15 protein-coding genes are annotated in these 12,511 nt (G+C 44.7%); 9 read left to right on the plus strand and 6 right to left on the minus strand.

The window, feature by feature from the left end:
* The first annotated feature begins 105 nt into the window (after positions 1-105).
* The 6 genes from recJ (at position 106) to HDC91_RS11130 (ending at position 6,197) form a co-directional block, all read left to right on the plus strand.
* Positions 106-1,815: a single-stranded-DNA-specific exonuclease RecJ gene (recJ, locus tag HDC91_RS11105; RefSeq protein WP_183551982.1), complete on the plus strand. Its 1,710-nt coding sequence runs from the start codon at positions 106-108 to the stop codon at positions 1,813-1,815.
* A 119-nt stretch (positions 1,816-1,934) separates the two neighbouring features.
* A complete protein-coding gene (gene lptB / locus HDC91_RS11110) occupies positions 1,935-2,675 on the plus strand; it encodes an LPS export ABC transporter ATP-binding protein (RefSeq protein ID WP_183551985.1) in 741 nt (246 codons plus the stop codon).
* Between the two features lie 89 nt (positions 2,676-2,764).
* On the plus strand, positions 2,765-4,288 hold the full coding sequence (locus tag HDC91_RS11115) for a GH3 auxin-responsive promoter family protein (RefSeq protein WP_183551988.1): 1,524 nt from the start codon (positions 2,765-2,767) through the stop codon (positions 4,286-4,288).
* A 186-nt stretch (positions 4,289-4,474) separates the two neighbouring features.
* The gene (locus tag HDC91_RS11120; protein ID WP_183551991.1) at positions 4,475-5,005 is read left to right on the plus strand and encodes a transposase; all 531 of its coding nucleotides are present in this window, start codon (positions 4,475-4,477) and stop codon (positions 5,003-5,005) included.
* A gap of 244 nt (positions 5,006-5,249) precedes the next feature.
* Entirely contained in the window at positions 5,250-5,639 is a 390-nt protein-coding gene (locus HDC91_RS11125) for a hypothetical protein (protein ID WP_183551994.1), read from the plus strand.
* Between the two features lie 165 nt (positions 5,640-5,804).
* The gene (locus HDC91_RS11130; RefSeq protein WP_183551997.1) at positions 5,805-6,197 is read left to right on the plus strand and encodes a hypothetical protein; all 393 of its coding nucleotides are present in this window, start codon (positions 5,805-5,807) and stop codon (positions 6,195-6,197) included.
* A 4-nt stretch (positions 6,198-6,201) separates the two neighbouring features.
* Here HDC91_RS11130 and folP read toward each other — a convergent pair whose 3' ends face one another.
* Positions 6,202-7,053, minus strand: a complete 852-nt coding sequence (gene folP, locus HDC91_RS11135) for a dihydropteroate synthase (protein ID WP_370576820.1) — start codon at positions 7,051-7,053, stop codon at positions 6,202-6,204.
* Between the two features lie 118 nt (positions 7,054-7,171).
* On the opposite strand from folP, the gene HDC91_RS11140 reads away from it, so the two are divergent.
* From HDC91_RS11140 to HDC91_RS11150, 3 genes are read left to right on the plus strand one after another with little or no spacing between them, the layout of a single operon-like run.
* Positions 7,172-7,711 carry a DUF1599 domain-containing protein gene (locus tag HDC91_RS11140; protein WP_183552000.1) on the plus strand — a complete coding sequence of 180 codons (540 nt, stop codon included), beginning with the start codon at positions 7,172-7,174 and terminating at the stop codon, positions 7,709-7,711.
* Complete coding sequence (locus HDC91_RS11145; RefSeq protein ID WP_183552003.1) at positions 7,708-8,859, plus strand: BT_3928 family protein; 1,152 nt, start codon at positions 7,708-7,710, stop codon at positions 8,857-8,859. Before HDC91_RS11140 ends, HDC91_RS11145 begins: the two co-directional genes overlap by 4 nt.
* Positions 8,859-9,368: a shikimate kinase gene (locus HDC91_RS11150; protein ID WP_183552006.1), complete on the plus strand. Its 510-nt coding sequence runs from the start codon at positions 8,859-8,861 to the stop codon at positions 9,366-9,368. Before HDC91_RS11145 ends, HDC91_RS11150 begins: the two co-directional genes overlap by 1 nt.
* Positions 9,369-9,403: 35 nt before the next feature.
* On the opposite strand, the gene HDC91_RS11155 is transcribed toward HDC91_RS11150, so the two are convergent.
* The 5 genes from HDC91_RS11155 to HDC91_RS11175 form a co-directional block, all read right to left on the minus strand.
* Positions 9,404-9,913, minus strand: a complete 510-nt coding sequence (locus tag HDC91_RS11155) for a phosphoribosyltransferase family protein (protein ID WP_183552009.1) — start codon at positions 9,911-9,913, stop codon at positions 9,404-9,406.
* Between the two features lie 115 nt (positions 9,914-10,028).
* On the minus strand, positions 10,029-10,430 hold the full coding sequence (locus HDC91_RS11160) for a hypothetical protein (RefSeq protein ID WP_183552012.1): 402 nt from the start codon (positions 10,428-10,430) through the stop codon (positions 10,029-10,031).
* Positions 10,431-10,436: 6 nt separating this feature from the next.
* A complete protein-coding gene (locus HDC91_RS11165; RefSeq protein ID WP_183552015.1) occupies positions 10,437-11,297 on the minus strand; it encodes a hypothetical protein in 861 nt (286 codons plus the stop codon).
* Between the two features lie 83 nt (positions 11,298-11,380).
* Positions 11,381-11,596 carry a DUF2442 domain-containing protein gene (locus tag HDC91_RS11170; RefSeq protein ID WP_162429548.1) on the minus strand — a complete coding sequence of 72 codons (216 nt, stop codon included), beginning with the start codon at positions 11,594-11,596 and terminating at the stop codon, positions 11,381-11,383.
* Between the two features lie 95 nt (positions 11,597-11,691).
* Positions 11,692-12,417, minus strand: coding sequence for a YebC/PmpR family DNA-binding transcriptional regulator (locus HDC91_RS11175; RefSeq protein ID WP_183552017.1), 726 nt, complete (start codon positions 12,415-12,417; stop codon positions 11,692-11,694).
* Between the last annotated feature and the right edge of the window lie 94 nt (positions 12,418-12,511).

The raw sequence follows: 12,511 nt of genomic DNA on the forward strand, positions 1-12,511 counted from the left end.
ACTTTATGGGTTTCCTAATTTATTTTTGTATTTAAAATTTAACCCTTGCACCTGCGTTTTATCAACCATTAGCTATCTTTACTCTTCTTAAGCGATAAACTATTTATGACTAAACGGTGGGTATTAAAAGATGCGGCAGATAATGCTACTATACAGCAACTTTCTGAACAGCTAAATATAAACCCCGTTCTGTCATCCTTGCTTGCCCGCCGGGGGGTTACCAATTTTGACGAGGCTAAATACTTTTTCCGCCCAAGCCACCTGCACCTGCACGACCCTTTCCTGATGCAGGATATGGAAAAAGCTATAGATCGTATTGAGCAGGCAATTACAAACGACGAGAAAATATTAGTTTACGGCGATTATGATGTAGATGGCACCACGGCCGTGGCCCTGGTTTACAGCTTCTTTAAAAAGATCCACCAAAATATTGAATACTACATTCCCGACAGGTACAAAGAGGGGTATGGCATATCAACAGCCGGCATTGATTACGCCGCGGCAAACGGGTTCAGCTTAATCATAGCTTTAGATTGCGGGATAAAATCGGTAGATAAAATAGCCTATGCAAATAATTTAGGTGTAGATTTTATCATCTGCGACCACCACCTGCCCGGCGAAGAATTGCCTGCTGCCATCGCTGTGCTCGACCCAAAACGTGCCGATTGCGGGTACCCTTATAAAGAACTTTCAGGCTGTGGTATCGGTCTAAAACTCATACAAGCATGGTCTGATAAACATGATATGCCATTTGAAGGCGTTGCAGAATACTTTGATTTGGTGGCAATCAGCATAGCCTGCGATATTGTGCACATCACCGGCGAAAACCGGGTGCTGGCACACTTAGGGCTGCAAAAAATAAACGAAAACCCATGCATTGGTGTAAAAATGCTGATGCAGGTAGCCGGCCGAACCGGCACCTACACCATAAGCGATGTGGTATTTTTATTGGGTCCGCGCATAAATGCCGCCGGCCGTATCGACGATGCAAAGCACGCGGTTGAGTTGCTGATAGCCTGTCATGAAGAGGCCGCGAAAGAAAAAGGCGATATGATCAACCTCCGCAACACCGAACGTAAGGGTCACGACCAGCAAATTACCGACGAGGCCCTGGGCATGATCGATAACGATGAGGTAATGATAGCCCGCAAATCTACCGTTGTGTTTAACGAGAACTGGCACAAGGGCGTTATCGGCATTGTGGCATCGCGCCTTACCGAGAAATATTACCGCCCCACCGTTGTACTTACCCGTTCTAACGGGCATGTGGCGGGTTCGGCGCGCTCGGTTGTAGGTTACGACCTGTACGAGGCGCTTTGCGGATGCTCTGAACTGCTCATCCAATTCGGGGGGCACAAATACGCCGCAGGCTTAACCATGCACCCCGAGAACGTGCCGGCTTTTATAGAAAAGTTTGAAGAAGTTGTGAGCACCACCATCACTGAAGACCTGCTGGTACAGCAAATAAGTATAGATGCCGAGATTGAACTTAAAGATATCGATGCGAAATTTTTCAGGATCCTGAGTCAGTTTGCTCCGTTTGGGCCAGAGAATATGTCGCCGGTATTCCTCAGCAAAAATGTGTATGTTAGCGGTAATGCGGGTTTAGTAGGCAGCAACCACATAAAAATGTTTATTGTACAGCCCGGCTCAGCTAGTTTTAGCAGCATTGCCTTTAACCAGGCCGAACTATTGCCGCTACTAAGGCCGGGTGTGCCGTTTGATGTTTGTTACACCATAGAAGAGAACGTATGGCGCGAGCAACGCAGCATACAATTAAATATAAAAGCGATTAGGTTAGAGATTAGTGAATAGTGATCGGAGATTAGTTTCTATCGAAAATTAGCAAACGTCATTGCGAGAAATGAAGCAATCTCTTGATAGGCAATGACAAGCGTTAAAATCCGTTAAAGCGGTAACAGAATTTTGAATTAATGATACTAAGGGCAGAAAATTTAGTAAAAAAATATAAGCAGCGCAGCGTGGTGAACGATGTAACGTTCAATGTATCGCAGGGCGAGATCGTAGGCTTGCTTGGGCCAAACGGGGCCGGTAAAACCACTTCTTTTTATATGATAGTGGGTTTGATAAAGCCCAACGAAGGCAAAATATTTTTAGACGATGAAGATATAACTACAGACCCTATGTATCGCCGCGCGCAAAAAGGTATCGGTTACCTGGCGCAGGAAGCATCGGTCTTTCGTAAGCTTTCGGTTGAGGACAATATTAAGGCTGTTTTGGAAATGGGCAAAATGAGTAAGGAAAAACAGCGGGATAAACTGGAAGAACTGATAGATGAATTCAGTTTACACAAGGTACGCCGTAACCGCGGCGACCTGCTATCTGGAGGTGAGCGCCGCCGTACCGAAATAGCGCGCGCACTGGCTGCCGAGCCCAACTTTATCCTGCTCGACGAGCCCTTTGCCGGCGTAGATCCAATTGCGGTTGAAGAAATTCAGGCTATGGTTGCCAAATTAAAGCACCGCAATATCGGCATCCTGATAACCGACCACAACGTGCAGGAAACCCTTTCCATCACCGACCGTGCCTACCTGCTATTTGAAGGTAAGATACTGGAATCGGGCGTACCCGAGGTACTGGCCGAAAACGAGATGGTGCGTAAAGTTTACCTGGGCGCTAACTTCGTATTGAAAAGAAAAACATTTCCGCAATAACTTTTATCTTTGGGAAAGAGATCGTAGTTGACGGTTTATAGCCGCCCGGCTCCGGCTTTGAACTATGATCTATGACTATTAACTAACTTATGACCATATTCAACTCTGTTTTTACCTGGTTCATGAAAAAGCGTATCCACCAGATAGAGCTTTTTATGAAATACCCCAACGAGGTACAGGAAGAGTGGTTTGAGCAACTTATTGCGGGTGCCGAAAACACCGAGTGGGGTAAGCAATATGGTTATAAAAGCATTGAAAACCTCGTACAGTTCAAAGAGCGTGTACCCATTCAAAACTATGATACGCTAAAGCCCTATATCGAACGGATGCTTAAAGGCGAGCAAAATGTGCTTTGGCCGTCAGAGATCCGCTGGTTTGCCAAATCATCAGGCACCACCAGCGACCGTAGTAAATTCATCCCCGTAAGCGAAGAATCACTGGAAGAATGCCATTTTAAGGGTGGTAAGGATATGCTTACCCTATACTTTAACAACCGGCCAAATGCCCGAATATTCACAGGAAAAAGTTTAACACTCGGCGGCAGTCACCAGGTCGGTCAGTTAAATGCCGATACTTTTTTCGGCGACCTGTCTGCGGTGATCATGAAAAACCTGCCCCTTTGGGCCGAGTTTTGCCGTACTCCTCATCTGGATATTGCCCTGCTGGAAAATTTCGAAGAAAAGATCGAAAAAATGGCACATGCCACCAAGGATGTAAACGTAACCAGCATAAGTGGTGTACCTACCTGGAATATCCTGCTGTTTAAACGGATTCTTGAAATAACCGGAAAAAAGAACCTGCTGGAAGTTTGGCCGAACCTTGAGTTATATTTTCACGGCGCGGTAAATTTTACGCCTTACCGCGAGCAGTTCAGGAAACTGATACCTAACGATGACATGTACTACCTGGAAACCTACAATGCATCTGAAGGCTTCTTTGGGATACAGGACCAGGAAAACCCCGGCGAATTACTGTTGATGCTGGATTACGGGATTTTTTACGAATTTTTACCGATAGAGAACCTGCACGAAGAGAACCCCAAAACACTTACATTGTACGAGGTTGAGCTGAATAAGAATTACGCGCTTATCATCACCACCAATGCCGGTTTATGGCGATACATGATAGGCGATACCGTAAGGTTCACCTCGCTGGTACCCTATCGCATCCAAATAACAGGTCGCACCAAACATTTTATTAATGCCTTTGGCGAAGAATTGATCATAGATAATGCCGAACGCGCGCTTGCCGAGGCCTGCTCACAAACCGGGGCCATCATCCGCGATTATACTGCCGCGCCTGTTTACTTTAGCGATAACGAATGCGGCGCACACGAATGGCTTATTGAATTTGAGAAGAGACCGGCAGAATTTGAACGCTTTGTTGACCTGCTCGATGAAACCCTGCGCCGCGTAAACTCCGATTATGATGCCAAGCGTTTTAAAGACATGGCGCTTCGCCGCCCGCAGGTAAGGGTGATGGCCCAAAATACTTTCTTTAACTGGATGAAGGAGAAAGGAAAGATTGGCGGTCAGCATAAGGTGCCGCGCCTTGCCAATAACCGCGAATACGTCGATTCGATTTTGAAGATGGCGGAACCGATCATCAATTGATATACTGCGGTTGATTGGGCGGCCTGAGGCCGTATAATAGTTGTCACTCGCGAGGACGCGAGCGAGTGCATCAGAGTTTACAAACCACCGCACTCGCTCGGCTCCAGCCGAGTGAGAATTATTATAAGGCCTCAGGCCGCCCCAAACACCTATTTTATTTTCATCTAACAATAATTATATCGATAAATGTCTGAATTAGGCAAAGCCAATAGCGACCGACCCTTTTTTATAACATTACCCGTTGTTGGCTGGATAGATGTATTCACAAGAAATGACTATTGTGAAGAATTTATCCGCAATCTCGAATACTGCAGAAAGAACAAAGGTTTAAAAGTATATGCTTATTGCATTATGAGCAATCATATACATTTAATTGCAGCACATTACGATGGCAAGTTACCTGCTGTTATCCGTGATTTGAAAAGCTATACTGCTAAGCGTATAATAGAAATGATCAGCGATAATCTTCAGGAGAGTCGTAAGGAATGGATGCTTTATATGTTTAGGTTTTTTGCGAACAATACAAGTCAGAACAGTCAATATCAGTTTTGGCAAAAAACAAGCTATCCGATTGAATTATTTACGAATGAGGTGTTTGATCAAAAGGTGGATTACATACATCAGAACCCGGTAAAGGCAATGCTCGTTAATGACGAAACTGCGTATGTTTATAGCAGTGCCAATCCTGATTCGCCATTTATTGTCGATGAAGGTTAATTTTATTGCGGCCGGAGGCCGCGTGATAATCGCCACTCGCGAAGACGCGAGCGACGGCATTAAATACAGCCAGATTATGCGGTCGGAGGCCGTCTAATAGTGGTCACTCGCGAAGATGCGAGAGGTTGCATTTGCCGCGACCCACTATTTACACCGAATTAACAAAATCTTAATCATCATTTAACCAAATTCCTGTATCGCCCGCCATTTAGTAGCCGTAATAGCTTTATAAACTCACAAAAAAATGAAAAAAGCTATACTGTTTGTGGCTGTAGTTATCGGCCTGGTGTCCTGTAAAAAAGATCAACCCGCTATCCTAACCCTTAACGGAACATGGGAACTAAAAGCGATTTTAGGTGGGTTCGGCCCCGGGGAAGATGTGACTGACGATAATAGAGATAAATATGTGATCACCCTTAACAGCAAATACGTAAAAACCGACGCAAACAAAGTACAAACAAGGGGCTCTTATACCGTAAACCTCACCGAAGAGCGCAACGGTTATAGATTTGGTACCATAACCTTTACAAACCCGGCGTATACTGACGCGTTTGCGTTTAAGGCTGATACTATTATTATAGGCAGTTCGGCAGCAGATGGACCAAGTTATAAATATGTCAGGGTAAAGAGGTGACAGCATTATAAATATTTACTGACCCTACACCACTGCACTCGCTCGGCTCCTGCCGAGTGAGAATTATTGTAAGGCCTCCGGCCACCATATTCTGCCGCTTTTATTTACATATTGCTGTAGCGCAAAACCCAATCCTTGCGTAATGCCATTATAACCGCTCAAAACGTGAAAAAGATCTTATTCTGCGTAGCAATTTTAGCATGCCTTGCATCCTGCAAAAAAGAAAAAACGGCGCTTAGCCCGGGGCTTTTCGGCAAATGGGAGTTACGGTCAAAATCCGGCGGCTTTAGCGGCACTGTTGGATACTATCCACCTGGCAATGGGGATATCTATCAATTTAACAGCGATAGCACTTATTCAAAAATTGACAGCAATAAGGTCACCAGCGCCGGCAAATTCCATATTAAAATAACAAATATCGAGCAAGGTTATAAGCAGGGTAATATCGAGTTTGTGGATATAGATTATAAAGATGCTTTTGCCATGAAAAAGGACACCATTTATATTGGCACCTCTATTGCTGATGGCATCAGATCAGTTTATGCGAAAATAAAATAAGGAATTACCTGCAGGCCTCATATATTTTTATCGCTTCTACGGCTTCTTTAACATCATGCACCCGCAAAATATTCGCGCCTTTTGTAAGTGCTATGGTATTAAGTACGGTGGTTCCGTTTAGCGCTTCTTCCGCTGTAATACCCAGCAAGCCATAGATCATTTTTTTGCGCGATATGCCTGCAAGGATCGGCAATTGCAGCCTTTCCAACTCCTGCAAACGGCTCATCAATTTGTAACTGTGGCCCCGCTGTTTGGCAAAGCCGAACCCGGGATCTATGATAATATCGTGCACGCCCAACTGCTTCAGCCGGTAAACCTTCCTGACAAAGTAATCATACACTTCATCAAACACATCCTCGTAATTACCCAACTGCTGCATGGTTCTGGGGTTACCTTTCATGTGCATTAAAATATATGGTACCTGCAAACGGCCAACGGTATCAAACATATCTTCATCCAGTTCGCCGCCGGATATATCGTTAATGATATGTGCGCCGGCTTTTATGGCCTCTTCGGCAACTTTAGCCCTAAAGGTATCTACAGAAATAGCAGCTTCAGGGAAATTCTTTACAATAGCTTCTATTGCGGGCAGCAGGCGGTCGGTCTCTTCCTGCACCGATATATCATCGGCACCCGGGCGCGATGAGTAAGCACCAATATCCAGGAACGCCGCTCCATCGTTCAGCATTTTTCCAGCTTGCTGCAGCACATCTTCCACGCTTGTTTTACGACTACCCGCGTAAAACGAATCGGGTGTGATATTGATAATGCCCATCACCTTCGGCAACGAAAGATGGATCAATTTGCCCCCGGCATTTATGGTTGCCTTTTTCTGAAAAAATGTATCTTTAGCCACGTTGGAGTTGTTGCAATGTTGAAACGTTACAAAGTTGTAAAGTTAAACCACTTTACAAAATCTTTATATCTCATAACATCAACATTTCAACTTAAAACATTACAACATTACAACAAAAGTGACTAACACAGCAGCAGAATACGAAGCCGTAATAAATATTTGCAGGGGCCTTTTCCTTAAAAAAACCCGCGACTATGGTACTGCGTGGCGTATACTACGTATAGAATCTATCACTGATCAGATATTTATTAAAGCGCAGCGCATCCGTACCCTCGAAGAAAAAAAAGTTTCTAAAGTTGACGAGGACATTACCGGCGAGTATATCGGTATTGTGAATTATTGCGTTATTGCCATGATGCAGCTGGATTGCGGCCCACAAACCCCTACCGAGCTGGATGCAGCTGAAGTAGAAATGCTATTTGACAGCAAAGTTGCCGAAACCAAAGAACTGATGTTTGCTAAAAATCACGACTATGGCGAAGCGTGGCGGGATATGCGCATCAGTTCGTTAACCGACCTGATACTAATGAAACTGTTGCGTGTAAAGCAAATAGAGGATAACAAGGGCCAAACCCTGGCATCTGAAGGGGTAAAAGCCAATTACCAGGATATGCTTAACTACGCCGTATTCGCGCTGATAAAACTGGGTGTAAAATGAAAAATGCTTTGGTTTGGTTTTGCAGAATAGCCGTTGGCTTACTGTTCATTTTTTCGGGGCTGATAAAAGCAAACGACCCACTGGGTTTCTCGTACAAACTTGAAGAGTACTTTGAGGTATTTTATATAACCTGGCTAAACGGGTTTGCTTTAAGTCTGTCTGTAATACTTTGCGCGCTGGAAATGATATTGGGTTTTGCCCTGCTTGTTGGCGCGCGTGCTGTAAAAGTAGTTTGGGGCTTGCTGCTGCTTATTATCTTTTTCGGTTTCCTTACCTTTTATTCGGCTTACTTTAAGGTGGTACAAACCTGCGGTTGCTTTGGCGATGCCATACCGCTTACACCGTGGCAGTCGTTTATTAAGGACATGATATTGCTGCTGCTGGTAGTGATGCTGTTTATCAACCGTAAAAGCATAAAACCGTTAACCAACGCCAAAACCGGCGACAAGCTGTTACTTGGCGCGGCTATAGTATCGATAGGTTTTGGCCTGTATACTTACAATTTTTTACCGGTGATAGATTTTCTGCCCTACAAGATCGGCGCTAATATCCTGGAAGAAATGAAGACGCCGCCGGGTGCAATACCGGATGAATTTGAGATCACCTACAAGCTTATTAACAAAAAAACCAAGGCTACCAAAACCATGACCGATAAGGAGTACCTGAAATCGGGGATATGGAAGGATGCCAATTGGCAGGTACAAGGCAACCCTGAAAGCCGGCTGGTGAAAAAAGGTTTTGAACCAAAAATACGCGACCTGAACATCCAGGATGCACAGGGGAATAACTACAACCAGGAACTGCTGTCGAGTCCGTTTTACAGCCTTTGGATAGTTGCATACAATCTCGACGACGCTAACGCTGCTGCTGTAAATCGCAGTAACGCATTAGCTGCAAACCTTATTCAGAATTACAACACACGCGTTATATTTTTAACTTCCAACGCCCCCGAAAGCGCGCAAAAGTTTGCAAAAGAACATAAACTGGTAAGCGAGTTATTTTATGCCGACGGCGTGCCGTTGAAAACCATGGTGCGTGCTAACCCGGGCATTATACTCCTTAAAAACGGCACCGTTATTAATAAGTGGCATTTTCATAACATGCCCAAGTATGATGAGTTGGTTAAAAATTACCTGAGTAAGCAATAATGGGTTTAATATTTTTAGTTGGATTTATGGGCTGCGGCAAAACATCCTGGGGCCGTAAACTGGCCGCAGGGTTAGGGTACGATTTCATAGATCTTGACCATACGCTCGAGGCTAAAGTAGGCTCTACCGTAGCTGACTATTTTGCGTCACACGGCGAAACCGCGTTTCGTAACCTGGAAAGCGAAATATTAAAAACAACCGCATATCCCCAAAATACAATTGTATCTACCGGAGGTGGTTTGCCTTGCTTTTTTGACAACATGGATTGGATGAATAGCCATGGGCAAACCCTTTACATACAATTATCGCCAAAGGCATTGGCTAATCGTTTGGAACATGCTAAAACCCCGCGCCCTGTGCTGCAAGGCAAAAAAGGCGACGAACTGGTAACATTTATCGAACACAAATTAGCCGAACGGAAAGGCTTTTACCTAAAAGCTACACATATTGTTGATGGGATGGATATGAGCGTTGACAAGTTGATGGGGATAATAAACGGTAATATTTAGCCTGTCATTGCGAGCGTAATAAGTTTCCGTTTATTCTACCTTAAATAAACCGCATCTTCCTGTCCGGCTTCGTTCAAAACAACATCTACGTGCTCCTTTATAACGGTAGAAAGGGCAACCCCGGCATAATCTGTGGTTACCGGGAAGTTTTTGTGGTTACGATCGATAAGCACCACGGTGCGCAGCTTTTTTAACGGTACATCCAGGAACACACCAAAACCATAGGCAAGGGTTTTGCCGCTGTTGAGCACATCATCAACCAAAACAATTACCTTATTGCTGCACTCCTGCACGTCAAAGTTGGTTTTGGCCTGTAGCCGGCTGCTTTGTTTGTCCAGTTCGATGGTTAGCAGGCGGCTTTTAAACGGCGCTATTTTATCCAAAACCAGCTTTAAACGCCCGGCTACATGGTTACCGCGCGGGAGGATACCGGCTATCAGTATTTCCTTCTCGTCAAAATTATCTTCCAATATCTGGTAGGCAATACGGTCTATCTTTTGCTGTATTTGCTGCTGGTTTAATATCAGGATCTTTTTATCAGACATGGAGACGATGTTGAATGTTGTAAAGTTTGAACGTTGTAAAGTTAAGCCACTTTTTTAATATGTAAATATATAGGAACCTTTCAACATTTTACATTTCAAACGTTCCAACAACCTTTCAATTTTTAACGTACGGATAATACACAAAATTGGCACCCTCGGGCACTACTACAAACAGGCACATAAAATCGTTGGGGTTTTTATATGTGCTCATGAAGCGCTCTTTCAGTTCAGTTTTAATGATGCCACGTTCTATAAACTCTTCGATAGTTGAAGCGTGGATACTCCACTCGGTGTTTAGCTCGTTGCGGTCCAATATCATCTCGCCCAGTTTTATTTCGTGCTGATGGGCGATAAATATAGGCGTTGCCGACAGGCCTTCCACCATGATCTCGACAGCTACCTCCCTGATCGATTCATTAAAAAATTTAAGGTCTCGCTCTAAACTTACCAGCGGACTTTCCTTTTTGGGCTGTTGCTCCGCTCCCCTGTTTTCGTTAAAAAGTTCTTCGGTATCCATATTACACTATTCTTCAGGTGGTTTGGGTTTCGTGGTTGTGGCATTAAACCTCGGTTTGAAGCCAATTTTTGGTGTTGTGGGCGCTACAGGTTTTATAGGCTCACTTTCGTTTATCAACTTATCCTCCCCAGGTTCAGTTTCTGCAGGCGCATCCGTAGCTGCTGCGGGCTTAGGCGCCATTGTTTTCATGTTAAAGCGCGGCTTAAAGCCTGCAGGCTTGGTCGCCTCGGTTTGTTTAAGGTCACCCGGTTCTTGCGCCGGTTCTTGCGTCTTTGGTTCCGCCTCAAACTCCTTTGTTTGCGGTGCATTACCCTGGGTCATTTTCATACTGAAGCGAGGCTTAAAACCAGCCGGCTTTGTAGCCGGGCCTTGTGTTTGCTTTTCCTTTTCTTCAGCATCTGTGGTACGTGGCGTGACATCAGCGGCGGCTTGCATTGCCTCTTTCTCCTGTTGAAAGGGAGGAAGCTGGTCTCCAGCTGCTGCAGCTGCGTTTACCTCTGGGGTGGCGGTTGCACTGTCATCCTGTGCGGCAACCTTTTGATCGTTTGTTGCATTGGCAGCCTTGCCCATTCCGGGTTTAAACCTCGGTTTAAATCCAACAGATGGTTCCGGCACATTATCTGTTAATGTTTCAGCGATAGTTTGCTCGGCAAGTTTATTTTCTAAGTGTACCTTTTCCGGCTTTTGTTCAGGCGCAAGGTGATATTGCAGCCTTAATTTATTGAACCAGTATTTTTTAGTGTGGTCGAAACTTTTTTCGCCCATCTGGTTGAAGTGCTTTTCAAATTCAGCGTAGAGAGCCGGCTCTGCTGCCCGCAGGGCGACCAGGTCTATCCGCTTCCTGTTAAAAAACTCTTCGAAGGTCATTTTAAATAATTTGAAAATTTGTTGATTTGAAAATTTGAAAGTTGATAGTCATCTTCAAATTGCCGCATCTTCAAATTGCTTAATTACAAAGCCACATCAACATCCAGACTGTTAAAGTGGATTCCCTTGTCTGTTTGTGTCCAGTCCTCACGTTCATCGTCGGTAGCGTTCATTAGTTTGGGGAACCACTCCAGCGGAAAAGCCTGCTGCTTTCCATCTGCCTTTTCTACAAAAAGCAGTCCATTAGCAAAGGTTACCTTAACTTTTTTTTCCTGTTTGCTTGATGAGAATAAAGGCATACTTGAAAATTCTAAATTCTAAACCCTAAATCCTAAAGCAGCTCTCGTTATTTTAAAATAAATCCGAAATCGAAAATCCGAAATCCGAAATCGTCTTATTCCGCCATATTATGATAAACCGCCTGTACATCATCATCCTCTTCAAGTCGGTCGATGATCTTGAAAACGTCTACAGCCTGCTCTTCGGTTACCGGCGTGGTTGATTGTGCAATACGCTCCAACTTGGCCGATTTGGTTTCGATACCCATTTCTTCCAAAGTTTTCTGCATCTTTCCAAAATCTTCAAAAGCGGTGTGTATCACGGCAATATCGTTTCCTTCCTCGTCTGCCTCCACAAAAAGATCTTCGAGCCCGGCGTCGATCAATTCAAATTCAAGTTCTTCCAGGTCGCGGTCGCCAGGGTCAAAGGTAAATACCGATTTACGGCTGAAGATAAAATCCAGCGACCCGGTTTTGCCCAACGTGCCGCCGTATTTTGTAAAATAGCTGCGCACATTAGCCACTGTACGGTTAAGGTTATCGGTGGCAGTTTCAACCAGTATTGCAACACCATGCTGCGCATAGCCTTCGTACACAATTTCTTCGTAATCCTTTTCGTCGCGACTGGTAGCACGCTTTATAGCGGCTTCTACCCTGTCTTTAGGCATATTAACCGCTTTGGCATTTTGCACCGCGGTGCGCAGGCGCGAGTTGGTGTTAGGGTCGCCGCCGCCTGCTTTAACCGCCATTACAATTTCTTTGCCCAAGCGGGTAAACTGCACGGCCATTTTAGCCCAACGCTTAAACTTTCTTTCTTTACGGAATTCAAATGCTCTTCCCATATTACCCCCCAGCCCCCTAAAGGGGGAGCCGGAATTTAGTTTTTATTTTTTGTTTATACCATTATAAAGCCTACTTGTTCCCCCTTCAGGGGGT

Source organism: Mucilaginibacter sp. AK015, from assembly GCF_014200785.1.
Classification (GTDB): domain Bacteria; phylum Bacteroidota; class Bacteroidia; order Sphingobacteriales; family Sphingobacteriaceae; genus Mucilaginibacter.

Coding starts and splice junctions, on each gene's coding strand:
- HDC91_RS11115 (WP_183551988.1), top strand. CDS start 2,765: ATGACCATATTCAACTCTGTTTTTACCTGGTTCATGAAAAAGCGTATC.
- HDC91_RS11125 (WP_183551994.1), top strand. CDS start 5,250: ATGAAAAAAGCTATACTGTTTGTGGCTGTAGTTATCGGCCTGGTGTCC.
- HDC91_RS11120 (WP_183551991.1), top strand. CDS start 4,475: ATGTCTGAATTAGGCAAAGCCAATAGCGACCGACCCTTTTTTATAACA.
- HDC91_RS11170 (WP_162429548.1), bottom strand. CDS start 11,596: ATGCCTTTATTCTCATCAAGCAAACAGGAAAAAAAAGTTAAGGTAACC.
- recJ (WP_183551982.1), top strand. CDS start 106: ATGACTAAACGGTGGGTATTAAAAGATGCGGCAGATAATGCTACTATA.
- HDC91_RS11145 (WP_183552003.1), top strand. CDS start 7,708: ATGAAAAATGCTTTGGTTTGGTTTTGCAGAATAGCCGTTGGCTTACTG.
- HDC91_RS11160 (WP_183552012.1), bottom strand. CDS start 10,430: ATGGATACCGAAGAACTTTTTAACGAAAACAGGGGAGCGGAGCAACAG.
- HDC91_RS11155 (WP_183552009.1), bottom strand. CDS start 9,913: ATGTCTGATAAAAAGATCCTGATATTAAACCAGCAGCAAATACAGCAA.
- lptB (WP_183551985.1), top strand. CDS start 1,935: ATGATACTAAGGGCAGAAAATTTAGTAAAAAAATATAAGCAGCGCAGC.
- HDC91_RS11165 (WP_183552015.1), bottom strand. CDS start 11,297: ATGACCTTCGAAGAGTTTTTTAACAGGAAGCGGATAGACCTGGTCGCC.
- HDC91_RS11175 (WP_183552017.1), bottom strand. CDS start 12,417: ATGGGAAGAGCATTTGAATTCCGTAAAGAAAGAAAGTTTAAGCGTTGG.
- HDC91_RS11150 (WP_183552006.1), top strand. CDS start 8,859: ATGGGTTTAATATTTTTAGTTGGATTTATGGGCTGCGGCAAAACATCC.